Consider the following 26291-nt stretch of genomic DNA (forward strand, 5'->3'; position numbering starts at 1 on the left):
TGGTGCCGACTACCGGAATCGAACTGGTGACCTACTGATTACAAGTCAGTTGCTCTACCTACTGAGCTAAGTCGGCACATTTTATTCTTTAACATTGTTCGTGCTAAGCACCAACAATTAATAAATTGTGGTGCCCGGAGGCGGAATCGAACCACCGACACGAGGATTTTCAATCCTCTGCTCTACCGACTGAGCTATCCGGGCGACGAGGTGTATTAAAAGGCTTTTCGGCTTTCAGGTCAACAATAAAATTAAAATAAAATATCGTTTGATGAATTTGTGCTCGGAGTGGGCTGTTTTTATGCGTTTTTAGCAGCAATGCGCCATGCTTTAAGCGATGTTTTAACATTGATAGTGTATTCACTTGCAAAATAAAGGCGATAAAAACAAAAAAGCACGTCTGAAAACGTGCTTTTTATTGAACAATTGACTTTAAACTAGTGCTTTACTGAGAACTTGTTTACCCAACCTTCTAGCTCATTCGCTAGTGAAGCTAAACTTTGAGTACTTGATTGACTCTCGGTTACGACAGAGTTTAGTTGGCCTCCGCTTTCATCGATAAGGTTTATGCGTAGCGCAATATCATCGCTAACCTGCGTCTGCTCAGCGGCAGCAGTAGCGATCTGCTGGCTCATTGTGGTGATAGATTCTAACGCCGTTACAATTTGCTGTAGAGCTTCAGAGGCATTCTTAGACTCTGTAACAGTGCTTTCACTGGTTTCTGCACATATTTCCATTGTGTGAATGGCATTGCGAGAGCCTTCTTGCAGATTGGAGATCATATACTGAATCTCTTTTGTGCTGTCTTGTGTGCGTCCTGCTAGGTTGCGTACCTCATCAGCAACGACTGCGAAGCCTCGGCCTTGTTCTCCAGCACGTGCTGCTTCAATGGCTGCATTGAGTGCCAATAGGTTTGTTTGCTCTGCGATATCACCAATCACATCGAGCACTTTTACAATATTATTTACATCCTGATCTAGATCGGCGACCGCTTTACTCGCAGTATTTAATTGAGAAGCTAAACCTTGAATGTTTTTAACCGTGTTATGAATGAGTTTCTGAGTATGTTGGCTTTGTTTGTCTGCCTCGTCCGTATTGTTTGCGGTGTCGCTTGCTGAATTGGCAACATGGTTGGCTGAAGATGCCATTTCAGTCATCGCAGTGGCAATCATCGCCGTTGATTGCTGCTGAGATACGGTAAGATCGGCAATCGTATTTGATCGAGCCTCTACGGCAAACAACTCTGCGCGCAGTGCATGCATAGACTTCTCTAGGTTTGTCACCATAGTAGCTAGTGATTGACTCATATCTTGCACGGCACGATAGATACTTCCTCTCGGTGCCACAGTATCAAAACTGGTCTGAATGTCTCCTTGAGCGACAGCTTGAACTGCTTTGCGCACGTCGTTAGGCTCTCCTCCAAGTAGATTAAGCATTTTGCGAATCGAAATGATCAGGCCACTTAGAATACTTCCCGCGATAATCAGACACAGCGCAAGCTGCCATTGTGCTGTCGACCAAAAACGTGCGTTAACTTCATTAAAGCCAATACCTGTACCGACAACCCAGCCCCAGTGTGGTGTTTTTTCTGCTATCGAGTGTTTTTCTTCAATGCTGCCATCTGCTTGTTTTTGGCTCCAGGTATATTCAACGATCTGACCTGTTTTGTGCCCCAATACATCTAGAATGAGTTGGCCTACGCTATTACCACTGCCATCTCTAAAGTCATGGAAGCTGGTTCCGTGCAGTTGAGGGTCTAGTGGTGCGGCGATGAACATCATATTTTCATCTGCGACATAAACGTATTCGTTGTCTTTGTAGATATTGTTACGAAGTAGGCGAGTGGCTAATGCTTTCGCTTCGTCTTCCGGCATTTTGCCTTCGATAGCCATCTTTTCTACTTCGGTAAGTATGCTGTACGCACTTTTAAATAGCTCAGTAACTCGAGCTTTGTTATCAAGGTTACTTGCGACGCGAAGTGTCCATAAGCCCGTTGCGGTCAGAGCTAGGAGAGCTAGCAATATGATCGCAGATAATAAATAGGCTTGAGTTTTTAGTTTCATATTTAGCTCACAAATAAAGTGTTATCACTATGCAAGGCATAGCTAAAAGAAGAAATGTAATAACTCGGGCATCTTAGTGAAGATAAATATGCTCGGATACTAATGCGTATTGAAATTACGATGAGGATTAAATTTTTAGCGTGAAATAAGTGTTTTTGAAGAAAGGATTTAATGTTCGCTGATGTTTAGAAATGAAGTGCAGATAAATGGGAAAGTGAGAAATGACGTATAAAGCAGATACAAAAAAGCCGCATCAAGTGATGCGGCTTTAAAAGTGGCTCCTCCTGCTGGGCTCGAACCAGCGACCTGCGGATTAACAGTCCGTCGCTCTACCGACTGAGCTAAGGAGGAATTATTCTTTTTTGTGTCTTGCTTATGAAGCAAGTGCACCAAATATGGTGCCTCGAGGCGGAATCGAACCACCGACACGAGGATTTTCAATCCTCTGCTCTACCGACTGAGCTATCGAGGCAAAAGAATGGTGCCGACTACCGGAATCGAACTGGTGACCTACTGATTACAAGTCAGTTGCTCTACCTACTGAGCTAAGTCGGCACACTGTATTCTTTCTAGAAGAGATTATCTCTTCAGTTTTTAAAATCTCACTTAAGTAAGATTCTAGAAATTGGCTCCTCCTGCTGGGCTCGAACCAGCGACCTGCGGATTAACAGTCCGTCGCTCTACCAACTGAGCTAAGGAGGAACTATTCTTTTTTGTGTCTTGCTTATGAAGCAAGTGCACCAAATATGGTGCCTCGAGGCGGAATCGAACCACCGACACGAGGATTTTCAATCCTCTGCTCTACCGACTGAGCTATCGAGGCAAAAGAATGGTGCCGACTACCGGAATCGAACTGGTGACCTACTGATTACAAGTCAGTTGCTCTACCTACTGAGCTAAGTCGGCACACTTTATTCTTTGTGCTTTTGTCCGTGTTATAACATTTCGTTAAGACACCAACAAATCAAATTGTGGTGCCCGGAGGCGGAATCGAACCACCGACACGAGGATTTTCAATCCTCTGCTCTACCGACTGAGCTATCCGGGCAACGGAGCGCTATTAAACGGATTTTCCCGCGTTGCGTCAACCACTTTTTTTAAATAATTTCAAAAAAGTGGTTGTTCGAACGCTTTTTATTCAACTGTCACTACAAAGTTTGCTTCGAGTTAAATTCCTTTTTGAAATTTGTAACTTTTTCTAGGTAGCGACGCGCTTCTGCGTTCGGGTGTTTCTTGGTTAACGCCCAATAAACTTGGTTGGGTTGCAATGAATTAAGATCTTGCATTGCGCGTTTGCGATCACTGCGATGAAATGTGTTTAAAACTCCTCCAGTACCGCCATTGTAAGCTGAAATCATGCTGTACTCGAGAGAGGTAGGGTGGCGGACTTCTCTTAAATAACGATTTTTTAAGATATAGAAATACGCAGTACCAGTATCTATGTTGTTTTCTGGATTAAACAAATATTCAGGGCTTGGTTGGCCCGAGCGCTTTTTCACGAGTTTGAACACATCTCGTCCCGCTGTTTTAGGTACAACTTGCATTAGGCCATATGCATTTGCCCAACTTACCGCGTATGGGTTGAAACTGCTCTCGGTTTTAATAATGGCGTATATCAAGTCTTCTGGAATGTCGTATTTCTTGGAAGCTCGACGCACGATATCGGCGTATTGGTAGCTGCGAGTTGAAAAGTGGTCTTCAACCATGGGAATTTCGACGTAATACGCTTTCTTGAAATCTACATTTTTGGTTTTTATTTTATTTGCGATGAGGTATTCCGCAAATCGGTTTGCCCGCCAAGACCATTGAATTGGCTTATTGTCTTGGTCGACAACTTGTTTATACAGGAATGGTTGCCCCTCTAACGTGATACCTTTAGAGGAGAATAAGTCGACGTGAGCGGGATCGTCTGGTGTTAATAAGGTGGTGACAATCGCGTCTTTTAGGTGTTTTTGGGGCTCTGTCGGTGATACGGTCTCTATCGTGATCACGCCTTTGCGAAAGTCGACCTCGGCGCGGCTAAGGTAGTTATCGATGTACTTAACGTAATTACTCTTGCCAGCGTACTTGATTTCTTTTTTACCCCAGCGCTTTTGAATATTGCCTGAAAAGCTATTGATTAAGGCATCTAGCGCCGCAGTATCTTTTTCAAATTGTCCTGGTAGCTCAGCTAAGTTATTGGCAAAACGGTTTGTTGGCTCGTAGTTGACGTCATAAATCTTTTCGACGAATTCACGGCTACAGCCTGCCATTAAAAGTGCGGCAGCAATAAAGACAATTTTTTTCATAAGTATCAGAGTTATTGAAGGTAATAGAAAAATGACACCACAAATGGTTGTGATGTCATTGTTTAACTCAAGCGACTTTATTCGCTCGGCGGTGTGTAACCTTCGATATGAACGTCTTTTCCTTCGAAGAGGAAATTTACCATTTCTGTTTCGATCAGTTTGCGGTGTTCTGGATCCATCATGTTGAGTTTCTTCTCGTTGATCAACATGGTTTGTTTGTGTTGCCACTGAGCCCACGCTTCTTTCGAGATGTTGTCGAAAATGCGTTTACCTAGTTCACCAGGGTAAAGTTGAAAGTCTAGACCTTCGCCTTCTTTCTTTAGTCGAGCACAAAATACAGTGCGGCTCATAATGACTCCTTGTATTCAATTAACGAAGTTCGTGGGGTAGCGTTTCCAGCAATAGTTTTACTGGCGCGGCTAAACCGACTTCTTCAGGTTTAGATAAGTTATACCAAAGACCTTTGTTGCCTTCCATTATCACGTCCGGTTGCTTTGATAAATCAAACAAAATTGGCGTGATATCTAGGTGGTAATGGCTGAATGTATGACGAAAGGTAATCAGTGTTTGCTTCTGTTTGATATTGCTGGCTTGAATGCCGCGTTGATCCAGTAGCAATTCAATGTCGCTTTCTGCATCCACATGTTCGGTTTGTGGGAAGCAGAATAAGCCACCCCAAATGCCTGTTTGTGGTCTTTGCTCCAACCACACCTCATGACCATTTTCGGTGTTGTGGTGAAGCATCACGAAACGAGTTTGCTTGATTGGCTTATCTTTCTTCGGTTTTTTGCCCGGGTAGTCGAGCACATTACCTTGTTGCTTTGCCACACACAGATCAGCAACAGGGCAGAGGCTACATTTGGGTTTGCTGCGAGTGCAGACCATTGCGCCCATGTCCATCATTGCCTGGTTATACTTATCTACATCCGTTTGTGGGGTATGCGTTTCGGCAATTTCCCACAGCTGGTTTTCAACCTTTTTTTGTCCTGGCCATCCTTCGACTGCGAAACAGCGGGATAGGGTGCGCTTCACGTTACCATCAAGAATCGCGTGTGGTTGTTTATACACAGACGATAAAATGGCGGCAGCAGTAGAGCGACCAATCCCCGGTAGGGCGTTCATTTTCTCTATATCAAGAGGAAACTCACCATTGTATGTAGAGGCGACCTCTTGTGCTGCTTTGTGAAGGTTACGGGCTCGGGCGTAATACCCTAAGCCAGTCCAAAGGTGTAGGACTTCATCTTGCTCAGCATTGGCAAGATCGATCACGGTTGGAAAGCGCTCCAAAAAACGTTGGTAATACGGAATAACCGTAGTGACCTGAGTTTGCTGAAGCATAATTTCAGACAACCAGACACTGTATGCGGTCTTATTTTGTTGCCACGGAAGATCTTTTCTTCCATATGCGTCATACCATTCTAGGATGGCACTGGCGAAAGGTGTCACGACTTGCTCTGTATTCTATTATTGGTTAGGTGCAAAATTGCACCACATAATGGGCAAGAAGTACAACGGATAAACAGTAGGGATATAAAGAGGTGTGTCGTTGCTTTTGGGTTGCCATAGACCAAGAGCTCAACAAATACTTGCACCTAAGTAAATTCTTTGGATAATCCCCGCTTTGATTAATCAATGTGCAGGCAAAATCAATGAGTGAAGTAACCACTAACGAATACAACGAAGACGGAAAGCTGATCCGCAAAATCCGCAGCTTTGTACGCCGTGAAGGGCGTTTGACTAAAGGTCAAGAGAGCGCGATGAATGAATGCTGGCCTACGATGGGTATTGACTTCAAAGCTGAACTTCTCGATTGGAAAGAGGTGTTTGGCAACGATAACCCAGTAGTGCTTGAGATCGGTTTTGGTATGGGTGCTTCATTGGTTGAAATGGCAAAGAACGCGCCAGAGAAAAACTTCATCGGTATCGAAGTTCATAGCCCAGGCGTTGGTGCTTGTCTTGCCGATGCTCGCGAAGCGGGAATTACTAACCTGCGTGTAATGTGTCACGATGCGGTAGAAGTATTCGAACACATGATCCCAAATGGCAGCTTATCGACACTGCAATTGTTCTTCCCAGACCCTTGGCATAAGAAGCGTCACCACAAGCGTCGTATTGTTCAATTAGGTTTTGCGGAAATGGTGCGTGAGAAGCTTATCCCTAATGAAGGTATTTTCCACATGGCGACCGACTGGGAAAACTACGCAGAGCACATGATTGAAGTGATGAACCAAGCGCCAGGTTTCGAAAACATTGCTAAAGATGGTGATTTCGTTCCTCGTCCAGACGATCGCCCGCTAACGAAGTTTGAAGCTCGTGGTCACCGTCTTGGTCACGGTGTTTGGGATATCAAATATAAGCGTATTGCGTAACCAGAGGAGTTCATGGGATGTACCATTACGCGATATTAGCGAATCCGGGTCATAACCGAATTTACTTTGATAGCGCAATGACCATTGCCTGTTCTGAACTAAAAGCAATTTTAGCTTCACAAGGCGTGGATGTGACAGAAATTGGTAGTAAAGACGTTGGCTTACCTGCTGCGTTGGTGTTTTCTTGTCAGGAAGCGCTAACCGATGAGCAGGCGCGAAGAATCGCAGCCTCTTCGATTTACTATGCGCTATTTGAAGTGCGCGAAGATGGTTTACTTCGACCAGTTCAAGCGCCCGTATTTAACACTTTCCCGGAAAGCATGAGCCAGATTTTGCGCTACACCGGGAAAACAAATGAGCAGTTTACCCGTTTGATGGTGAATATCGGCATTAGTGCGTCCAATACGGGAAGTGAACAACTGACCTTAATGGATCCAATGTGTGGTAAAGGTACAACCTTATTTGAAGGCTTGATCCACGGTTTGAACGTGGTAGGGGTTGAGATCAACGCCAAGTGGGTGCAAGAGATCCAGACCTTTATTGTTAAGTTCATGAAGAATGGCCGCTTTAAGCACAAAGTGAGCAAAGAAAAGCGCACTGCGGGTGGCAAGAAAGTGGCGGATGGTTTCGTGGTTGAAGCTGCAGCAAATAAAGAAGATTACAACCAAGGCAATCTTCAGTTTATGAAGCTGTATTCGGCTGATACTCGTATCGCTGATCAAGTCGTGAAAAAGAACTCAGTTGATGTGATGGTGTCTGATCTGCCTTATGGCGTGCAGCACGGCAGCAAAAATGCCAAGGACAGCAAACTGAACCGTAGTCCACTAGAGCTTTTAAAAGAGGCTCTGCCTGCATGGAAAGTGGTATTGAAAAAGCAAGGTTCAGTGGTGTTGTCTTTCAATGAATTCACATTGAAATGGAAAGATGTCGCGGCATTATTTGAAGAGCAAGGTTGGAAGGTACTTTCAGAAGAGCCTTACATCGGTTATCTTCACCGTGTTGATCAATCTATCAACCGCAATATTATTGTGGCAGTAAAACCATAATCGACTTGAGTCGAACGAACCCTATGGAAAAGCCAACGACACGTTGGCTTTTTTTACCTCTGAGCTCAACGAGTTCTCTTGTAAATAGAAGGTAGAGAATGAAACCGACAGTGGAAATTTTGACAGATATTTTGGCGGAAGTACGCCCTTTAATCGGCCAAGGTAAAGTGGCTGATTACATTCCTGCTCTGGCAAAAGTACCCAGCAACAAGTTAGGTATTGCGGTATACACCAACGAAGGTGAGGTTATTAAGGCGGGTGATGCCGATGAACCTTTCTCTATCCAATCTATTTCAAAAGCATTGAGCTTGACGTTAGCGATGTGCTTGTACAAGCAAGAAGAAATTTGGTCTCGAGTGGGAAAAGAGCCTTCGGGGCAGGCATTTAATTCGCTAATCCAGCTAGAAATGGAGCAAGGTATTCCTCGTAATCCATTTATAAATGCTGGAGCGATAGTAGTGGCAGATTTGTTACAAACTCGCTTATCTGCACCTCGTCAGCGCCTGTTGGAATTTGTGCGTCAGCTTTCTGGTGATACCCATATTGTGTATGACAAAGTCGTTGCGGCATCCGAAATGATGCATGGTGATCGTAATGCGGCGATTGCATATCTCATGCGTTCGTTTGGCAACTTCGAAAATGAAGTGATTCCAGTACTACAAAACTACTTCCACGCTTGTGCGCTGAAGATGAGTTGCGTCGATTTGGCTAAAACGTTTAGCTATTTAGCAAACAAGGGCACATCGGTACAAACGGGTAAGCCTGTAGTTTCTCCTGTGCAAACCAAACAACTTAATGCACTGTTAGCAACGTGTGGCTTGTATGATGGCGCGGGCGAGTTTGCTTATCGCGTTGGTATGCCTGGTAAGTCTGGTGTTGGTGGTGGCATTATCGCGGTAGTACCTGGTGAAATGACCATTTCAGTATGGTCTCCAGAGCTTGATCCTTCAGGTAACTCGCTTGCGGGTACTAAGGCGCTTGAGCTGCTCTCAGAGCGAATTGGCCGTTCAATTTTCTAATGTTAGAAATGTGTCAACCTTATTTAGGACGGCACAGTTTCTAAATAAAAAGCCTCTCAATTGAGAGGCTTTTTTTGTTTTTGGGTTGCGTTACTCTTCGCTTTCTTCGGCCATAAAGGCTTCGAGCAAATCATTAAGGAAGAGCTTCCCTTTTTCAGTAATTTGCCAGTGGGTAGGCGTTTCACTCAGGTAGCCCATTTCTATCGCCCAGTTGATGGTTTCTTGAATCGTACTAAGCGGTAAGCCCGTGGTGTCCACGTAATCTTGCTTCGGACAGGCTTCAATTAAGCGGAATCGGTTCATAAAGAACTCGAATGGACGATCTTCATCCGCGACGACATGTTCCGTATGCAGATAAGGTTTGACCATATTTTGATAAGCCGCTAAATAGCCTCGCGGGTGTTTTACCTTTGTCGTTCGAATAATACGTCCGTCGGTAAAACTGAGTTTGCCATGAGAGCCACAACCGATACCAAGGTAATCACCAAAGCGCCAGTAGTTGAGGTTGTGCTGACACTGATAGCCCGGCTTACTGTAACCGGAGATTTCATATTGCACATAACCCGCGGCTGCAAGTTTTTGGTGTCCGAGCTCGAAAATATCCCACAAGTCATCATCGTCAGGTAGCGTTGGTGGCTTGTAGTAGAACATGGTGTTTGGTTCGATGGTCAGCTGATACCAAGACAAGTGCGGCGGTGCCAACTCAATCGCTTTGTCCAAATCTGCCAAGGCTTGTTCGATGCTTTGATCAGGTAAGCCGTGCATGAGATCGAGGTTAAAGCTGTTCAAACCGATTTGGTGCGCCAGCTTAGCAGCATTGACGGCTTCGTCTTGGCCGTGAATGCGCCCCAAACGCTCAAGCTTCTGCTGCTCAAAGCTTTGTACGCCGATAGAGATACGCGTTACACCAGCTTTGCGGTAGCCAACAAAACGCTCTGCTTCGATGGTGCCTGGATTCGCTTCCATGGTGATTTCGATTTCAGGCTTGAACGGAATACGCGCTTCAATGCCCTTAAGTAGACGCTCGATGCCTTCTGCCGAAATCAAACTCGGCGTACCACCACCAATGAAGATTGAATGCAGTGGACGTGGCGCTTCGTTAAGTCGGTATTTCTCAATGTCGGTATCCAAATCTTCTAAAAGGGCACTGATGTACTCTTCTTCTGGAATCTCGGTTTTGAGCGCGTGAGAGTTAAAGTCGCAATACGGGCACTTTTGCACACACCAAGGGATGTGTACATACAAGCTGAGTGCTGGGGGCGTTAACATGGTCTAATTCGCTCGTGATTACTGAGACACTTGCTCAGACAGTTGAGCAAACAACGACTTGAGCGCTTTACCGCGGTGAGACAGTTGTTTCTTACGTGCAGGTTCAAGTTCGGCTGACGCACAGTTGTCTTCAGGAACAAAGAAGATAGGGTCGTAGCCAAAGCCATTTTCACCGTGAGCTTCAGTTAGAATTCGGCCTTCCCATTTACCGTGACAGACGATAGGCGTTGGGTCGTTCTCGTGACGCATGAGGACTAATACGCAGTGGAAACGTGCTGTACGCTCTGCTTCTGGTACGCCTTCCATTGCCGCTAGCAATTTTTCTAGATTCTCTTGATCAGATGCGCTCTCGCCTGCGTAACGTGCAGAGTAAATGCCCGGAGCGCCTTTTAAGAAATCGACTTCTAATCCAGAGTCGTCTGCAATGGCAGGAAGCCCTGTTTCTTGTGCGGCATGGCGAGCTTTAATGATTGCGTTTTCAATGAAAGTTGTACCCGTTTCAGCTACTTCCGATACATTGAATTCACTTTGCGCTAATACTTCAAAGCCGAAGTCAGACAATAAATCTGCCATTTCACGAACTTTGCCTTGGTTACCAGTTGCTAGCACAATTTTTTTCATGGGAATCTCTTTTAATAGTGATAGAGGAGAACAAATCGTTCTCCTCTAGATATTCTTTAACTAATAAGTGGTTTTTAGCCTGCTAAGATCCAAAAGCTTTTGGAACATCACAACCCAATTACTCTTCAACATAAAACTTCTGGGTGAATTTAAGCTTACCTGAGCCTTTGTTTCCAGCTTTTACGTCAATATCGAAAGTAAAAGTTTCTTCGTGGGTAATTGGTAGTTCGGCTAAATAGTATATCGCATTGCCTTCTTTGACTTCACGAAAGGTCAAGGTCTGAGTTTGGCCGATAAGGTTCTTCGCGCGTCCAGCAATTTTTGCTTCTAATGCTGGTTTACCCAATGAAGCTCTATCTAACACGCTAATATTAACCACAGCGAGGTATCCATTACGTTTGATATCGTAGCTACGTGCGACTTTGGGTGTTAGGAATGTTGAGTTAAACGCGACATAGTGTACTTCGATATCTTTCATATTTTTAAACTGATCGGCGAAGCTTGGTAACGACAACAGGCTAATCAGTAATGCGGTAATCCATTTGCTCATTGTTACTTCCTCAAAGCACTTGTTATAAAACAACCATAGCTGCAATTTTACCTTGGTCAGGGGGTAAAAAATGCGTACTCAGTCGTTGGTATTAGTAAGTGTGGTACAAAATCGTAAATAAAAAGCCATCATATGATGGCTTTAATTTCTGTCGGTATCTGGGTAGGCGATTCTATCCGAATTTGTTTGTGCCGTCCTAATTCACCTTTTTCTATGTGAACCAAACCCTTAGCGATTTTAAACTGCTTGGCTAAGAACTTAGTTAGGTGTGCATTAGCTTTGCCATCGACAGGTGGAGCAGTAATGGCGATTTTTAGCTCTTCACCATGCAAGCCAACGATTTTATCGCGGCTAGCTTTAGGTTGAATATAGAGCTTCAGGATGATGTCCTCACCATCTTGCCAAACTGCAGCTGACATTATAGCTGGAACCAAATTGGACCAATGATATCGCCCATTAAGAAGTTCGCGAACTGCAAGCCGATAAATAACACCAGTACGCTTAAATCAAGACCACCAATAGCCGGAAGAATACGACGGATTGGAGCGCACATTGGCTCGGTCAGTTGATGGAATACGTACTCGATAGGGCTGCGGCCTTGGCTTACCCAGCTCAAAATTGCACGGATCAATAGTACCCAGAACAATAGGCCACCTGCGGCTTTGATTAATGATAGTAAGCCCAAGAATAAGAAGTCAGCGCTGAAAGAGACGGAACCGTTCGAAGCTATTAGGATAAGCACGACAAATTTAAGCACACACAACACGTAGGCAAACAACACGGTTGCTAGGTCAATATTCCCCACGGAAGGGATAACGCGGCGCAATGGACCAATGACCGGCTGAGTCGCTTTTACTATGAATTGCGAGAATGGGTTGTAGAAGTCTGCGCGCGCAGCTTGCAACCAAATTCGCAAAATTACGACCATGATGTACAGGTCAAATAGGGTTGAGATGAGAAAACTCATTGAATTCATAAGGTACCCTTAACAAGTGATGGATGATACTAAACGGAGTTCATCCAAATAATTAAAACAGTTTTTCCATTTCTTCCGCGCGAGCCACAGCCGCTTGCATGGCTTTAGCGACAATATCTGAAAGTTGATGTTCGTTGAATGTACGCAGTGCTTCTGCCGTTGTCCCACCTTTCGATGTTACGTTCTCACGCAGGGTCGATAGCTCAGTTTCTGGGTTGCTAACCACCATACTAGCCGCGCCCAGTGCAGCTTGCTGAACCAATAGTCGAGCGGTCTCTTTATCAAAGCCTTGCGCAATCGCTTCTGCTTGCATCGCTTCCATAAACAGGAAGAAGTATGCTGGAGCACTGCCCGCTGCGGCAATCACATTATTGATACCTGACTCTTGCTCAACCCAACATACTTTACCGACCGCTTCCATTAACTCTGCGGCAAAAGCTTTGTCGTGCTCGGTTACATGAGTTGGTGCGAATAACCCACTCATACCCAACCCAAGTTGTGATGGCGTATTTGGCATAACACGAACCAAGTTCAATTTGGTGGCTAGCATATCATCCAATCGAGAACAGTTGATGCCTGCGGCAATAGAAATCACCAGTTTATTAGTGAAATCGATCGATTGCAGTGGTTTACAGACATCAGCCATCATTTGCGGTTTTACAGACAATACCACCACATCCGCCTCGGTCGCAGCTTGGATGTTATCGCTGGTGGTACGGATGCCAAAATCTTGTTCTAGCAGAAGGCGGCGAGCCTCTGAAGGAGCTGTCGCGGTAATGTTTTGCGCTGGGTATCCGTTAGCAACCAAGCCTGAAACAATGGCTCTCACCATGTTGCCAGCACCAATGAAGGCGATTTTTTTATGTTCCATTTGTCTGATTTCCATCATGATATTTAGAATTTGTTGTGCGCCCAGGTGTATAATGGCGCCGCTGTTACTTACTGCTCCTATTGGCGAGTAAGATGATTGCGCATTTACGCTCTAACGATTGACGACATAACTTATGTCGCGAGTGAGCGTTTTGTTGATTTAGCTGTAGTCTCGTGCGCCGAAAATAGCGGTTCCAATACGAACCATTGTACTACCAGCTTCGATTGCAGCGGTCATATCACCACTCATTCCCATTGATAATGTATCGATTTCTGGGAACTGTGCTTCGAGTGTTTGCTTCAACGTAGCCAACTTCTGAAATTCACGGAGTTGTGATTCGTAGTCAGACACGTTGGCAGGAATCGACATCAACCCTCTTAAAGTGAGGTTGGGTAGGCGAGAAATCAACTCCGCCAGCTCGAATACTTCCGCTTCAGTGACGCCAGATTTAGATACCTCACCACTGGTGTTAACCTGAATCAGAACTTGTAGCGGTTTAAGTTCGCTTGGCCGCTGATCATTCAGGCGTTGAGCAATCTTGGTTCGATCGATGGTGTGAACCCAATCGAAATGTTCAGCAACAAGTCGCGATTTATTCGATTGAATCGGGCCAATGAAGTGCCATTCGATTCGATTATCTGGATAATGCTCGGCAAAGTGCTGAACTTTACTGACGCCCTCTTGAACGTAGTTTTCACCAAAGGCGGTTTGTCCCGCTTGGTAGGCTTCGAGAATTGCCTCGACAGGTTTAGTTTTGCTTACCGCTAGAAGTTGCACTGACTCTGGAGTTCGACCACATTTTTGCTCGTCATATCGAATTTGAGAGGTGATATGTTCAATATTTTGTTGAATACTACTCATAGCTGTACTTTAGACTTAAGGATTTTAAATGGATATCACTGAGTTACTGGATTTTAGTGTAAAACATAATGCCTCGGATCTACATCTTTCTGCAGGTGTCCCACCAATGGTTCGTATTGATGGGGATGTAAGAAAACTAGGCATTCCAGCGTTTACACACCAAGAAGTGCATCGTTTGGTTTTCGAAATCATGAACGATGCCCAGCGCAGTGAGTTCGAAGAAAAACTCGAAGTCGATTTCTCTTTTGAGTTGCATAACGTTGGCCGTTTCCGTGTCAACGCTTTCAACCAATCTCGCGGTTGTGCGGCAGTATTCCGTACCATTCCAAGTAGCATTCCAACTCTGGAAGAGCTAGAAGCGCCAGAGATCTTCAAAAAAATTGCGAACGCTGAAAAAGGCTTAGTTCTGGTCACTGGCCCAACAGGTTCAGGTAAATCGACGACCTTAGCAGCCATTGTTGACTACATTAACCGTAATCACAACAAGCACGTACTCACAATTGAAGATCCGATTGAATTTGTTCACAACAACAATAAATGTTTGATTAACCAGCGTGAAGTTCACCGTGACACCCATAGTTTCCAAAACGCACTGCGCAGCGCATTGCGCGAAGACCCAGACGTTATTCTGGTTGGTGAGATGCGTGACAAAGAAACCATCAGCCTTGCCTTAACGGCGGCAGAAACGGGTCACTTAGTTTTCGGGACGTTGCACACCAGCTCGGCGGCAAAAACCATTGACCGTATTATCGATGTGTTTCCTGGTAGTGATAAAGATATGGTTCGCTCGATGCTATCTGAGTCCCTTCGTTCGGTTATCGCGCAAAAGCTTCTGAAGCGTAATGGTGGTGGCCGTATTGCATGCCATGAAATTATGATGGCAACGCCTGCGATTCGCAACTTGATCCGCGAAGACAAAGTCGCGCAGATGTATTCGATCATTCAAACAGGTGCGGCTCACGGCATGCAAACCATGGAGCAAAATGCTCGTCAGTTAATGGCGCAAGGCATGGTTGCTCGTGAAGAGGTCGATAGTAAGATCGGATTAGAAGTGCAGCAATTCTCGTAACGTTCATACAGATAATGGTGAATACGGAAGATGGATCTAGATAAATTTCTCGAAGGCATGCTGGCGCTGAAAGCGTCGGATCTTTACATCACGGTTGGAGCGCCAATTCTATTTCGTGTGGATGGCGAATTGCGTCCGCAAGGGGAAAAACTCACCGAGAGCGATGTGGCTGCATTACTCGACAGCGCTATGGAACCAGATCGGCGTCAGGAATTTCGTAAAAGTCGCGAGTCGAATTTTGCCATTGTGAGAGATTGTGGTCGCTTCCGTGTGAGTGCCTTTTTTCAACGCGAGTTACCAGGCGCAGTGATTCGTCGTATTGAAACTAATATTCCTACTTTTGAGCAGTTAAAGTTACCGTTAGTGTTGCAAGATTTGGCGATAGCTAAGCGTGGTTTGGTGCTGGTGGTCGGTGCTACTGGTTCGGGTAAATCGACCACTATGGCGGCGATGACAGGCTATCGAAACAGTAATAAAACCGGGCACATTTTGACGGTCGAAGATCCGATCGAGTTCGTGCATGAACACAAGCGCTGTATCGTGACTCAACGTGAAGTTGGGTTAGATACGGAAAGCTATGAAGTTGCGCTTAAAAACTCGCTGCGCCAAGCACCAGATATGATTTTGATTGGTGAGATCCGTAGCCGTGAAACAATGGAATACGCGATGACCTTCGCCGAAACGGGTCACCTGTGTATGGCAACGTTGCACGCCAACAATGCAAACCAAGCTTTAGAGCGCATTCTTCACTTGGTACCGAAAGATCAAAAAGAACAATTCTTGTTCGACTTGTCGATGAATCTGAAAGGCGTGGTTGGTCAGCAGCTGATCCGAGATAAAAATGGGCAGGGACGTCATGGTGTATTTGAGATCTTGCTAAATAGCCCACGTGTGTCGGATTTGATTCGTCGCGGAGATTTACATGAGTTGAAGTCAACCATGGCTCGCTCAAATGAGTTTGGTATGCTGACGTTCGATCAATCTCTTTATAAGTTAGTGATGCAAGGTAAGATCAGCGAAGAGGATGCACTACATAGTGCCGACTCGGCAAATGATCTGCGCTTGATGTTGAAAACGCAGCGTGGTGAAGCATTCTCTACGGGCAGTTTGGCGAACGTTAAGATCGATATGGATTAATCCAATCCAGAAACAAAAAAGGTTGGCAGGAGCCAACCTTTTTTCATTGTGCTTGAAGTGTTTACTCACCCCAAAGGGCTTCAAACCAGCTTTCTAGAATCACCACCGCTGACTGGCAGTCAACATTACCTTTCGATAGGGCTTTGTAGCCGCCCATGCTGAACAACTCCGCACGAGCTTCTGCTGTAGATAAACGCTCATCATGCAGTTCAACTGGCAATCCGTATCGGCCTTGCAGACGCTTAGCAAATTTTCGTGCACGAGGGGTTATGGTCTCAAGGTCTTTACCATGCAGATCGGTCGGTAAACCGACCACTAGCAAATCTGGTTGCCACTCTTTGATTTGCTTTTCGATATCGTCCCAGTTTGGAATACCGTCATTGGCTTTAAAGGCTTTTAATGGGGAAGCTGTACCAGTAATTTCTTGGCCAATAGCGCTACCAATGCTTTTGGTTCCAAAGTCAAAAGCCATAATTGTGCGTGACATAAGGTGTCTCTATCTAATGTAACTGTATATTTGGACTAAGCATGTCCAGAGTCTGCTGAAAGGTGACTTGGGTCGATGCCCAGCTTTTCGACCGCTTTCTTCCAACGCTCGTTGATTGGTGTATTAAAGATAATTTCAGGCGTCGCTTCAATGGTGAGCCAAGAGTTTTCGACCAGCTCACTTTCTAATTGGCCTGCACTCCAACCGGAGTAGCCAAGTGCCACTAAGTAATCACTTGGTTCTGCTTCTGTTCCTAACACCGACAGAATATCACGCGAAGTGGTTACCGCGAGGTCATCGGTCATTTGGACGCTGGACTCGTAGTAATCTTTGGGTTTATGCAAAATAAAGCCACGATCTTCCGAGATTGGGCCGCCATTGTAAACTGGTCTATCTAGACTGGCTTCAAATAGGCGCGGGTGTACTGGCTGAACTTCCACCTGCTTGAGCATGTTGCCGACGGTGATATCAACAGGAGCATTGATCATCAGCCCCATAGCGCCGTCTTCGTTGTGCTCACAAACGTAGATCACGCTGTTTTGAAAGTACGGATCTTTCATCCCAGGCATGGCAACCAAAAAGTGATTTGTGAGATTCATACTCATACTGACCCTTAACTCTCGTAAATGTCCTTAAGCAAACATCATACAGTTTACCATCTAGGTATGTGCATGAGTTTGCTTAAGTTAATGTACTACGCTCTCTATTAACTGTAATACAGTTTGAGTTATTCGCCTTTTACTCGACGCTCAATCGCATCCATCAGCTTGCCTGTGATTGAGATATCAAAAGCTGCTTCAATTTCGCGAATACAGGTTGGGCTGGTGACGTTGATTTCTGTTAGCTTGTCGCCAATTACGTCAATGCCAACAAAGATAAGGCCTTTTTCTTTCAGTGTCGGAGCAACGGTTTGCGCAATTTTGAGGTCGGTTTCGCTTAGCGGACGAGCTTCACCAGTACCACCAGCGGCTAGGTTGCCGCGCGTTTCGCCTTTAGCAGGAATGCGTGCTAGACAGTAAGGCATAGGTTCGCCATCTACTACTAGGATACGTTTGTCACCGTTGCTGATGTCTGGCACGAAGGTTTGTGCCATTGCGTAGTTTTGACCGTGGTTAGTCAATGTCTCGATGATCACAGAGACGTTTGGATCGTTTTCCTTCACACGGAAGATGGACGCGCCACCCATACCATCAAGCGGTTTCAGGATGACATCACCATGTTTTTCACGAAATTCTTTAATTTTTTCTGCTTTTCGCGTCACGATCGTTGTAGGTGTCAGCTCTGGGAACCATGCTGTAAACAGCTTTTCGTTACAATCACGTAAGCTTTGAGGCTTGTTAACGATCAGTGCACCTTGTTCTTCTGCACGCTCAAGGATGTAAGTCGCGTAGATGTATTCAGTATCAAACGGAGGGTCTTTACGCATTAGCACCGCGTCTAGCTCAGACAGTTCGATAGTTTGCTCTGATTTGAACTCGTACCAACCGTTTGGATCTTCTTTTAGTTCTACCACTTTAGTATCTGCAATGGCAACGCCTTGATCGAGATGTAGATCATTCATTTCCATGTAGTGGATTTCATAGCCGCGTCGTTGCGCTTCAAGCATCATGGCAAAGCTAGAGTCTTTTTTGATGTTAATGGACGAAATTGGGTCCATTACGATACCGAGTTTGATCATTATTTTTCTCCGTTTAACCAAGATCGCCGAAACGAACTTGTAAGGCTGTAATTGCTGTCAGAGCCGCTGTTTCGGTACGCAGAACGCGAGGGCCGAGTAGCGTTTCTTCAAATTGGTATTCTCGAGTCATCTCGATTTCTTCAGACGATAAACCGCCTTCAGGACCGATCAGTAGGCGCACTTTTTCAACCGGGGTTGGCAAAGTGTTGATTGAGTATTTAGCACGAGGGTGAAGGTTAAGCTTTAAACCATCGTACTCTTCTTTACACCACTCTTCCAAGCTCATAATTGGACGAATTTCGGGCACGACATTACGCCCACATTGCTCACAGGCACTGATGGCGATTTTCTGCCATTGCGCGAGTTTTTTCTCAAAACGCTTTTGGTCAAGCTTGACACCACAACGTTCAGAAATCAGAGGAGTGATGGTATTGACGCCAAGTTCAACAGACTTTTGGATGGTGAACTCCATCTTATCGCCACGTGAAATGACTTGACCAAGGTGCAGATCTAAAGGGGATTCAATACTGTTTTCTACGCGCTCGGTGATGTTAACCAAAACTGATTTCTTGCTGACTTCACTGATAACCGCTGGGAACTCTGCGCCACTGCCGTCAAAAAGGAGAACGTCTTGGCCTTCTTTCATGCGCAAAACACGACCGATATGGCCTGCTGCGTCGTCACTTAAAGCAAGTGAGCCAAGTTGATGAATGGTTTCTGGATGATAAATTCGAGGGGTACGCATGAGATTTCCAGCAAGAGAATAAACTTAAACCCTAACATGGATGCTTTGCACCGAAAAAACAAGGGGCAAGAAGCGTTTCAATATCAGTAATTGAAACGCTTCGAGGTCGGAGGTTACAGTGCGCGGCAGGCTTCTTGAACAAATGGGTTGTGATTGCCCTGTACTTTTGCAATGCGCTCGTCACGCTCACATTCCCATTTATCGACAGGATAGGTTTTGTTCCAAGCACTCATTAATTGCGTTTGCTGCTTCGACAGTTTGAAACCGTACTCTTTGCTCATGTATAGATAGGTACGAGCAATTGAGCCACGCGCACGGTCTGGTGGCATGACTTTACGCTGCTTAAAGTTCACTTGCATCTCACAGCGACCATAACTCACGCCATCCATACCGTTCCATTGGCTGAAGTTGTAGTTCGAACGGTCACCGTTTACTTCACCAATAGCAGGAGTTAGGTTGTGCAAGTCTGCTTCCATCAAACGAAAAGTTTTGTCTTTTTTCTTACAGTTTTTACGTCCGCCATCTTGCCAGCATTGACGCTGGTGGCCAAATTGCCACGCAGGAACCACGTGCTCCCATTCGATTCGTGCAGCCCGTTTTTCTTGTTTACGGACTTGGTAGCCGCAAGAGGCTAAATCGGGTAAGCCTTTCTTGCCTTGCCATTGAATGTTACAGCCACAGTAGAAGCTTGTTGGATGGTCTTGATAAATTTTGACCGCCTCACGTTTGGCAGCTGAGAATGAGCTCGGTGGCGCGGCAATCGCAGTGCTAGAAAGCGCGATAAGCAACAGAGAGAGTAAGTATTTCATGATAAAAGTCTTTATAAAGTATGACTTTATTCATGATAACACGCATAAAATAGCTTTAGTGATGAGTAAGTTAACAATAAGTGGCGAAGGGAAGGTTTTGATCAACTCGATCTTTATTTTGGGAACGCAAGTAACACTATGAGGTAAGGGCTACGATAATTGAATGCCGGTGAAGTTAAGTGGTTGGCGGCATTTTTGACAAGAGTACGTCGCCTCTTTGCGCAGCACTTTATTATGACGGCGAATCGATAGAGGGTAGGTCATACAACCACAACGATACTCAAAGGTTTTACCTTGAACGGATTTTACTTCAAAGCTGTGAGTGGTTTTGGCTGGTACGTTAAATACGGCTTCCATGACGCCTTTCCATTCTTTGCCGTGAGGCCTAACTCGCCCGTAAACCTGATAAGTAATCAGGTGTGCTACTTCATGAGGAATGACTTCATCTAAGAATGCTTGGGTGTTCTCGCGAAATAAAACAGGGTTTAGGCGTACTTGATTTAATTGAAGGTAGGCTTTTCCTGCCGCTTTCCCACGGACGTCGAAGGTGATTGTTGGAATTGGGAAAGAACGTTTGAAAGCTTGTTCCGCCATCGCGATACAGCCCGCCATCACTTGCTTGGCTTTATAGCTGAGTTCTATATCCACAATTCACCTCGATAAATCAAATAAAAAAGCCCCCGCATTTGCGAGGGCCAGATCATAGCATCAGTTAATTATGGTGTGTGTTTTTTCTTGATGGTGGCATGGTAAGCGTGCCATGTACCGTAGCCTAGAATTGGCATGGTAAACAACATTCCGATCCCGTAGGTCGCAAAGCCGATAAGAATACCGCCACAGATGATCGCTGCCCAAACAATCATTGCTGGAATGTTGGATTTCACTGCATTAAAGCTGGTAAATACAGCGGTCATCATGTCTACGCGACGCTCCATCATGAGCGGAATAGAAAAGGCTGAAATACTAAACACCACACAAGCCAAAACAAAGCCAACTAAAGAGCCGATGACAAGGAAGGGTAGAAACTCACTTAAAGGTGCCCCTTGAACAGAAGGGTAGAGCGCATGAAGTAGAGCGGCAATGCGCATCCAAAATATCATACACACTGCGAGTAACACGGCGAACGCCCATTGAGATGTTGAGTTACGACCGATCGCTTTCATTGAATGGAACAAGCTTGCTTTGTGTCCGCGCTCTCTCTCCCAACTGGCATCATACAAGCCGAGCGCGAGAAACGGACCGATTAACATGTAAACAATCAAACTGGGCATGACGACCAAGTGTGTGCCTTGCCACTGTACGAGCAAAACAATGCCTATGGCTGCTGCCATAAAACAGATGCCATAGAAAGCACTAATAAGCGGCATTCGCACGAAATCATGCAGACCTAATGCGAGCCAATGAAAAGGTGCAGAAAGATTGACCGTATTGCACGGTATGGTTCTGGCGTATTCGTTGTCTGGCACTTCCTTTCGCTTGTTGTGGAAGTCCGATGGATTAACAGTTCGAGGCATAACTCCTCCTTGATTTATTCCCACATTATCAGCTTATACCAACTGACAGCGGTTTTTGTTCAGTCAAACTTGAAGCGACTTTTTCAAGTTTACATCTGAGCATTGGCTTAGTTTGGTATCGGCCATAAAGATGCCTGACTCATGTCTTTACTTAAGTGTTGCTTCCACAGTCGCCAGCATCCGACGTCTCTATTTAAATTGGAGTTAACAATATTTTAACTATTGGCGGAGATGGGATAATTTACAAATAATTGCTTAAAATTTATTCGGTATAAAAATGAGGGAGAAACAGGACTGCTTTGTGGGGCAGGGCGGTATGAGCCGAAATGGCTAGATAAAAGTTGCTGAAAATAAAAAGCCCCCACCATAGGCGAGGGCTTGATTGATTCTTGCTTGGCTTGATTATTTGATGCCAGCGAAATCGCGTAGAAGTGCAGCTTTGTCTGTCGCTTCCCACGGGAATTCTTCACGACCGAAGTGACCGTAAGCCGCTGTCTTTTTGTAGATAGGTTGAAGAAGGTTAAGCATTTCTTGTAGACCGTATGGACGTAGGTCGAAGAATTGACGAACCGCTTCAATGATGATGTCGTGAGATACTTTCTCAGTACCGAACGTTTCCACCATGATAGACGTTGGATCAGCAACACCGATTGCGTAAGAAAGTTGGATCTCACAACGGTCAGCCATGCCTGCGGCTACGATGTTTTTCGCTACGTAGCGTGCTGCGTATGCTGCACTACGGTCAACTTTTGATGGATCTTTACCAGAAAACGCACCGCCACCGTGACGAGCTGCGCCGCCGTAGGTATCTACGATGATCTTACGACCAGTTAGACCACAGTCACCCATAGGACCACCGATTACGAAGCGACCGGTTGGATTAATGAAGAAGTTTGTTTCTTTGTTGATCCACTCAGAAGGTAGCACTGGCTTAATGATCTCTTCCATTACCGCTTCACGCAGGTCTGAAGTTGAGATTGAATCACAGTGTTGAGTTGAAAGAACAACCGCGTCGATACCAACGATGTTACCTTGATCGTATTGGAATGTTACCTGAGATTTTGCATCAGGACGCAACCAAGGTAGTGTGCCGTTTTTACGAACTTCTGCTTGCTTTTGAACAAGACGGTGAGAGTAAGTAATTGGCGCTGGCATTAGTACTTCAGTTTCGTTACAAGCGTAACCAAACATGATGCCTTGGTCGCCTGCACCTTGTTCTTTAGGGTCAGCTTTATCAACACCTTGGTTGATATCTGGCGACTGTTTACCGATTGTGTTTAGTACCGCACAAGAATCTGCGTCAAAGCCCATATCTGAATGTACGTAGCCGATTTCACGAACGGTTTCACGAGTTAACTCTTCGATGTCTACCCATGCTGAAGTCGTGATTTCACCACCCACCATTACCATACCGGTTTTAACGTAAGTCTCACATGCAACACGAGCCTTTGGATCTTGCTCTAGAATCGCGTCAAGAACCGCATCAGAAATCTGGTCTGCAATTTTATCTGGATGACCTTCTGATACTGACTCAGAAGTAAACAGGTGCTTAGCCATGTTAGCTCCACTATATCTGGTTTAAAACTGGGGAATGATAAACTCTCCAGCGCAAATTAATACTAATTTTTGTAGGTGTATCTACATCTAGACGTCTATTCTAAATTTGATTGCTCGAATTACAAGCTCTTTTTTGGTTTTTGTTATAACCAAACGTTTGCCTGATTTATTGATAATTTTAAGAACTTCGAACGATTTGGCGCGAAAGGTGCAATATTTGTGAGGTTTTGGACTGGAAAACGTTTGCACACCCAACAGGGCTTTGAGAGAATTATGACCTACTTTTCGTTTCGCTTAATGTACTCAGGAGCAGACATGTCGTCTCGTAAACATCTTGCCAATGCAATTCGTGCTCTAAGCATGGATGGTGTTCAACAAGCTAACTCAGGCCACCCAGGCGCACCAATGGGTATGGCTGATATCGCTGAAGTTCTTTGGCGCTCTCACCTAAACCATAACCCTTCAAACCCAGAGTGGGCCGACCGCGATCGCTTTGTGCTGTCAAACGGTCATGGGTCAATGCTTATTTACTCTCTACTGCACTTAAGCGGTTACGAGCTATCTATTGACGATCTGAAAAACTTCCGTCAATTGCACTCAAAAACCCCAGGTCACCCAGAGTACGGCTACGCGCCTGGTATCGAGACAACAACGGGTCCTCTAGGTCAAGGCATCACTAACGCTGTTGGTATGGCGATCGCAGAGAAAGCACTAGCGGCACAGTTCAACAAAGAAGGTCACGATATCGTTGACCACTTTACGTATGTGTTCATGGGTGACGGCTGTCTAATGGAAGGCATCTCGCATGAAGCATGCTCTCTTGCAGGTACTCTTGGTCTAGGCAAGCTGATTGCATTCTGGGATGACAACGGCATCTCTATCGACGGTCACGTTGATGGTTGGTTCTCTGACGATACACCTAAGCGTTTTGAAGCGTACGGCTGGCATGTAATCCCAGCAGTCGATGGTCACGACTCAGACGCGATCAACGCAGCAATTGAAGCAGCAAAAGCGGACCCACGTCCTACGCTTATCTGTACCAAAACAATTATCGGTTTCGGTTCTCCTAACAAGTCTGGTTCGCACGACTGTCACGGTGCACCACTAGGTCACGATGAAATCCAAGCGGCTCGCGAATACCTAGGTTGGGAGTACGGCCCATTTGAGATCCCGGCAGATGTTTACGCTGAGTGGGATGCAAAAGAAGCGGGCGCCGCGAAAGAAGCAGCTTGGAATGAAAAATTCGAAGCATACGCTGCAGCTTACCCTGCTGAAGCGGCAGAGCTTAAACGTCGTCTAAACGGCGAACTTCCTGCACAATGGGAAGAAAAAGCGAACCAAATCATTGCCGATCTTCAAGCAAACCCAGCGAACATTGCATCACGTAAAGCATCGCAAAATGCACTAGAAGCGTTTGGTCAAATGCTTCCTGAGTTTATGGGTGGTTCTGCTGACCTAGCGCCTTCTAACCTGACCATGTGGTCTGGTTCTAAGTCTCTAGAAACGGAGGACTTCTCTGGCAACTACATCCACTACGGTGTACGCGAATTCGGTATGACTGCTATCATCAACGGTATCGCATTGCACGGTGGTTTCGTTCCTTACGGCGCAACATTCCTAATGTTCATGGAATACGCTCGTAACGCAATGCGTATGGCTGCGCTGATGAAAATTCAGAACATCCAAGTTTACACGCATGATTCGATCGGTCTTGGCGAAGATGGCCCAACTCACCAACCTGTTGAGCAAATGGCGTCTCTACGTGTAACTCCAAACATGAGCACATGGCGCCCATGTGACCAAGTTGAGTCTGCAGTTGCATGGAAACTAGCGATTGAACGTAAAGATGCACCAACTGCACTTATCTTCTCTCGTCAAAACCTAGCGCAACAAGAGCGTACTGCTGAACAAGTCGCAGACATCGCGAAAGGTGCTTACATCCTGAAAGATAGCGAAGGTAAGCCTGAGCTAATCCTTATCGCAACAGGTTCTGAGGTTGAGCTTGCAGTGAAAGCCGCTGAGCAACTAACTTCAGAAGGCAAGAAAGTACGCGTTGTTTCAATGCCATCAACAGACGCATTCGACAAACAAGACGCTGCTTACCGTGAATCTGTACTGCCATCAGACGTAACGGCACGTATCGCTATTGAAGCGGGCATTGCGGATTTCTGGTACAAGTACGTAGGCTTCGACGGTCGCATCATCGGTATGACAACATTCGGTGAATCAGCACCTGCTGGTCAGCTATTCGAGATGTTTGGCTTCACGACTGAAAACGTAGTGAACACAGCTAAAGAATTGCTAGCGTAATTGCAGGACCATCTAAACAGTCGAACGTAAACGACAACTGTTAGATGCTAAAGTTAGAAAGGCCATCATTATGATGGCCTTTTTATTTTTGTCAGGTTTTCCAACCTTGTGGAATGCTTTGGTGAATGCAGTCTAAAAGTACGGATAAGCGCAGTGGTGGTCGTCCTGCTGGTGTATAGCAGTTAATGGAAATAGGCTCAGAAAGCCAACCTTCTAAGCATGGTGTGATTCGCCCTGGGTGATGTTTCTCATAGCCGCATGCTGTCCAAGTCGGCAGCAGTCCAATACCATGACCATTCGCGATACTGTCTATTTGCATTGCTATGTTGTCGCTGTATAAGCGACTAACAAAGGGTTCTAAAAAGAACTCACCGTGTTGAGGGTGTGCTAGCATCAATCCATTTTCTTGCACTGAACCAAAATCGATCCATGGATGTGCTTCAAGTTCTTTGGGGTGCGGTATAGGCCCATGTTGTTTTAGATAATTTGGAGAGGCAAAAGGCGTATAGCGAAATACCCCCAGCACTTCTTTTCGCCAGTCTAGCTCTTTACGTTCACCGAGCCAGATGAACAAATCTGGGTCATGATGCGCCTCAGAAAAGTCACTGGTAAGTTGAACTCTAACATCGGGATTATCAGCAAGAAAACGATTGAGTACGCCGCCGAGCCAGCTTCTAACTAAGGCAGTGTGACAAACAATATGCAGTGGCCCTGAAACTTGGTTCGTTAAACCTTGAAGTGCATCATAACTCTCTTCACTTAACTCAAGAATCTGGCGGCTGTAGTGGGCAAAGATCTCTCCAGCTCTTGTCAGAACTAATCGATTACCTTGTCTGGCGGTTAGAGCCTGACCGAAGTCTTCTTCTAATTGTGCCAAGCGACGACTTAGCGTTGATTTTGGCTGATTAAGGGCTTTAGCAGCGGCTGTCAAACTTTTATGCTGATTGAGCGCATCAAAGGCTCTAATTGATGCTAAGTCGTGCATATTTCTTTTACTCCTTACTGCGTTATGTACGAGTTCCATAAATGGAAAGAACCGTTCCATAACTCTC

Annotated in this window: 26 protein-coding genes and 9 tRNA genes; 6 read left to right on the forward strand and 29 right to left on the reverse strand. The window is 45.4% G+C overall.

Going from position 1 to position 26291, the window contains the following annotated elements:
* The 13 genes from R7093_RS09250 to mutY form a co-directional block, all read right to left on the reverse strand.
* Positions 1 to 76 (reverse strand) — tRNA-Thr (locus R7093_RS09250).
* Between the two features lie 52 nt (positions 77 to 128).
* A tRNA-Phe gene (locus R7093_RS09255) sits at positions 129 to 204 on the reverse strand.
* Between the two features lie 233 nt (positions 205 to 437).
* Positions 438 to 2063: a methyl-accepting chemotaxis protein gene (locus tag R7093_RS09260; protein ID WP_047104530.1), complete on the reverse strand. Its 1626-nt coding sequence runs from the start codon at positions 2061 to 2063 to the stop codon at positions 438 to 440.
* A 275-nt stretch (positions 2064 to 2338) separates the two neighbouring features.
* A tRNA-Asn gene (locus tag R7093_RS09265) sits at positions 2339 to 2414 on the reverse strand.
* Positions 2415 to 2459: 45 nt separating this feature from the next.
* Positions 2460 to 2535 (reverse strand) — tRNA-Phe (locus tag R7093_RS09270).
* A 7-nt stretch (positions 2536 to 2542) separates the two neighbouring features.
* Positions 2543 to 2618: transfer RNA gene (locus R7093_RS09275), tRNA-Thr, on the reverse strand.
* Between the two features lie 71 nt (positions 2619 to 2689).
* A tRNA-Asn gene (locus R7093_RS09280) sits at positions 2690 to 2765 on the reverse strand.
* Between the two features lie 45 nt (positions 2766 to 2810).
* Positions 2811 to 2886, reverse strand: a tRNA-Phe gene (locus R7093_RS09285).
* Positions 2887 to 2893: 7 nt separating this feature from the next.
* Positions 2894 to 2969: transfer RNA gene (locus tag R7093_RS09290), tRNA-Thr, on the reverse strand.
* Positions 2970 to 3035: 66 nt separating this feature from the next.
* Positions 3036 to 3111 (reverse strand) — tRNA-Phe (locus R7093_RS09295).
* A gap of 100 nt (positions 3112 to 3211) precedes the next feature.
* A complete protein-coding gene (gene mltC, locus R7093_RS09300; RefSeq protein WP_005381001.1) occupies positions 3212 to 4351 on the reverse strand; it encodes a membrane-bound lytic murein transglycosylase MltC in 1140 nt (379 codons plus the stop codon).
* 77 nt (positions 4352 to 4428) lie between these two features.
* Complete coding sequence (locus tag R7093_RS09305; RefSeq protein WP_005381002.1) at positions 4429 to 4701, reverse strand: oxidative damage protection protein; 273 nt, start codon at positions 4699 to 4701, stop codon at positions 4429 to 4431.
* 19 nt (positions 4702 to 4720) lie between these two features.
* Positions 4721 to 5797: an A/G-specific adenine glycosylase gene (gene mutY, locus R7093_RS09310; protein WP_025768825.1), complete on the reverse strand. Its 1077-nt coding sequence runs from the start codon at positions 5795 to 5797 to the stop codon at positions 4721 to 4723.
* A 203-nt stretch (positions 5798 to 6000) separates the two neighbouring features.
* On the opposite strand from mutY, the gene trmB reads away from it, so the two are divergent.
* The 3 genes from trmB (at position 6001) to glsB (ending at position 8785) form a co-directional block, all read left to right on the forward strand.
* Complete coding sequence (trmB, locus tag R7093_RS09315) at positions 6001 to 6720, forward strand: tRNA (guanosine(46)-N7)-methyltransferase TrmB (RefSeq protein ID WP_005384506.1); 720 nt, start codon at positions 6001 to 6003, stop codon at positions 6718 to 6720.
* A 17-nt stretch (positions 6721 to 6737) separates the two neighbouring features.
* Positions 6738 to 7766: a TRM11 family SAM-dependent methyltransferase gene (locus R7093_RS09320; protein WP_005384509.1), complete on the forward strand. Its 1029-nt coding sequence runs from the start codon at positions 6738 to 6740 to the stop codon at positions 7764 to 7766.
* Positions 7767 to 7864: 98 nt separating this feature from the next.
* Positions 7865 to 8785 (forward strand): glutaminase B, encoded by a 921-nt coding sequence (gene glsB, locus R7093_RS09325; RefSeq protein ID WP_005381007.1) that lies wholly within the window; start codon positions 7865 to 7867, stop codon positions 8783 to 8785.
* 90 nt (positions 8786 to 8875) lie between these two features.
* On the opposite strand, the gene hemW is transcribed toward glsB, so the two are convergent.
* The 7 genes from hemW to R7093_RS09360 form a co-directional block, all read right to left on the reverse strand.
* Positions 8876 to 10054: a radical SAM family heme chaperone HemW gene (gene hemW / locus R7093_RS09330; RefSeq protein ID WP_005384511.1), complete on the reverse strand. Its 1179-nt coding sequence runs from the start codon at positions 10052 to 10054 to the stop codon at positions 8876 to 8878.
* An 18-nt stretch (positions 10055 to 10072) separates the two neighbouring features.
* The gene (locus R7093_RS09335) at positions 10073 to 10675 is read right to left on the reverse strand and encodes an XTP/dITP diphosphatase (RefSeq protein WP_005381009.1); all 603 of its coding nucleotides are present in this window, start codon (positions 10673 to 10675) and stop codon (positions 10073 to 10075) included.
* A 118-nt stretch (positions 10676 to 10793) separates the two neighbouring features.
* A complete protein-coding gene (locus R7093_RS09340) occupies positions 10794 to 11225 on the reverse strand; it encodes a DUF4426 domain-containing protein (RefSeq protein WP_005381010.1) in 432 nt (143 codons plus the stop codon).
* Positions 11226 to 11353: 128 nt separating this feature from the next.
* Complete coding sequence (yggU, locus tag R7093_RS09345; RefSeq protein ID WP_005381011.1) at positions 11354 to 11644, reverse strand: DUF167 family protein YggU; 291 nt, start codon at positions 11642 to 11644, stop codon at positions 11354 to 11356.
* Positions 11644 to 12201, reverse strand: coding sequence for a YggT family protein (locus tag R7093_RS09350; RefSeq protein WP_005381012.1), 558 nt, complete (start codon positions 12199 to 12201; stop codon positions 11644 to 11646). Before R7093_RS09350 ends, yggU begins: the two co-directional genes overlap by 1 nt.
* Before the next feature lie 52 nt (positions 12202 to 12253).
* On the reverse strand, positions 12254 to 13072 hold the full coding sequence (gene proC, locus R7093_RS09355) for a pyrroline-5-carboxylate reductase (RefSeq protein WP_005381013.1): 819 nt from the start codon (positions 13070 to 13072) through the stop codon (positions 12254 to 12256).
* A 159-nt stretch (positions 13073 to 13231) separates the two neighbouring features.
* Positions 13232 to 13933: a YggS family pyridoxal phosphate-dependent enzyme gene (locus R7093_RS09360; protein WP_042521292.1), complete on the reverse strand. Its 702-nt coding sequence runs from the start codon at positions 13931 to 13933 to the stop codon at positions 13232 to 13234.
* Between the two features lie 28 nt (positions 13934 to 13961).
* On the opposite strand from R7093_RS09360, the gene R7093_RS09365 reads away from it, so the two are divergent.
* Together R7093_RS09365 and R7093_RS09370 are read left to right on the forward strand one after the other, a co-directional pair.
* Positions 13962 to 15002 (forward strand): type IV pilus twitching motility protein PilT, encoded by a 1041-nt coding sequence (locus tag R7093_RS09365; protein ID WP_005381015.1) that lies wholly within the window; start codon positions 13962 to 13964, stop codon positions 15000 to 15002.
* Between the two features lie 30 nt (positions 15003 to 15032).
* Positions 15033 to 16139, forward strand: a complete 1107-nt coding sequence (locus tag R7093_RS09370; protein ID WP_005381016.1) for a PilT/PilU family type 4a pilus ATPase — start codon at positions 15033 to 15035, stop codon at positions 16137 to 16139.
* A 61-nt stretch (positions 16140 to 16200) separates the two neighbouring features.
* On the opposite strand, the gene ruvX is transcribed toward R7093_RS09370, so the two are convergent.
* The 8 genes from ruvX to metK form a co-directional block, all read right to left on the reverse strand.
* Positions 16201 to 16626 (reverse strand): Holliday junction resolvase RuvX, encoded by a 426-nt coding sequence (gene ruvX / locus R7093_RS09375; RefSeq protein WP_005381017.1) that lies wholly within the window; start codon positions 16624 to 16626, stop codon positions 16201 to 16203.
* A 35-nt stretch (positions 16627 to 16661) separates the two neighbouring features.
* The gene (locus tag R7093_RS09380) at positions 16662 to 17225 is read right to left on the reverse strand and encodes a YqgE/AlgH family protein (RefSeq protein WP_005381020.1); all 564 of its coding nucleotides are present in this window, start codon (positions 17223 to 17225) and stop codon (positions 16662 to 16664) included.
* 128 nt (positions 17226 to 17353) lie between these two features.
* Positions 17354 to 18304, reverse strand: coding sequence for a glutathione synthase (gene gshB, locus R7093_RS09385; RefSeq protein ID WP_318108914.1), 951 nt, complete (start codon positions 18302 to 18304; stop codon positions 17354 to 17356).
* Positions 18305 to 18317: 13 nt separating this feature from the next.
* Positions 18318 to 19049: a 16S rRNA (uracil(1498)-N(3))-methyltransferase gene (rsmE, locus tag R7093_RS09390; RefSeq protein ID WP_025768830.1), complete on the reverse strand. Its 732-nt coding sequence runs from the start codon at positions 19047 to 19049 to the stop codon at positions 18318 to 18320.
* Positions 19050 to 19162: 113 nt separating this feature from the next.
* Positions 19163 to 19858 (reverse strand): deoxyribonuclease I, encoded by a 696-nt coding sequence (gene endA / locus R7093_RS09395; protein WP_053306786.1) that lies wholly within the window; start codon positions 19856 to 19858, stop codon positions 19163 to 19165.
* Between the two features lie 150 nt (positions 19859 to 20008).
* Positions 20009 to 20506 (reverse strand): SprT family zinc-dependent metalloprotease, encoded by a 498-nt coding sequence (locus R7093_RS09400; RefSeq protein ID WP_005381025.1) that lies wholly within the window; start codon positions 20504 to 20506, stop codon positions 20009 to 20011.
* A 68-nt stretch (positions 20507 to 20574) separates the two neighbouring features.
* Positions 20575 to 21372 (reverse strand): DUF2189 domain-containing protein, encoded by a 798-nt coding sequence (locus R7093_RS09405; protein ID WP_005381026.1) that lies wholly within the window; start codon positions 21370 to 21372, stop codon positions 20575 to 20577.
* Positions 21373 to 21774: 402 nt separating this feature from the next.
* Entirely contained in the window at positions 21775 to 22929 is a 1155-nt protein-coding gene (gene metK, locus R7093_RS09410; RefSeq protein ID WP_005381027.1) for a methionine adenosyltransferase, read from the reverse strand.
* 315 nt (positions 22930 to 23244) lie between these two features.
* Between metK and tkt the strand changes: the two genes are divergently transcribed.
* Positions 23245 to 25239 (forward strand): transketolase, encoded by a 1995-nt coding sequence (gene tkt / locus R7093_RS09415; RefSeq protein ID WP_171346186.1) that lies wholly within the window; start codon positions 23245 to 23247, stop codon positions 25237 to 25239.
* A gap of 91 nt (positions 25240 to 25330) precedes the next feature.
* Here the strand turns inward: tkt and R7093_RS09420 are convergent, their stop codons facing one another.
* Entirely contained in the window at positions 25331 to 26224 is an 894-nt protein-coding gene (locus R7093_RS09420; RefSeq protein ID WP_017633561.1) for a LysR family transcriptional regulator, read from the reverse strand.
* Positions 26225 to 26291 lie beyond the last annotated feature (67 nt).

The organism is Vibrio sp. 1580, from assembly GCF_033340055.1.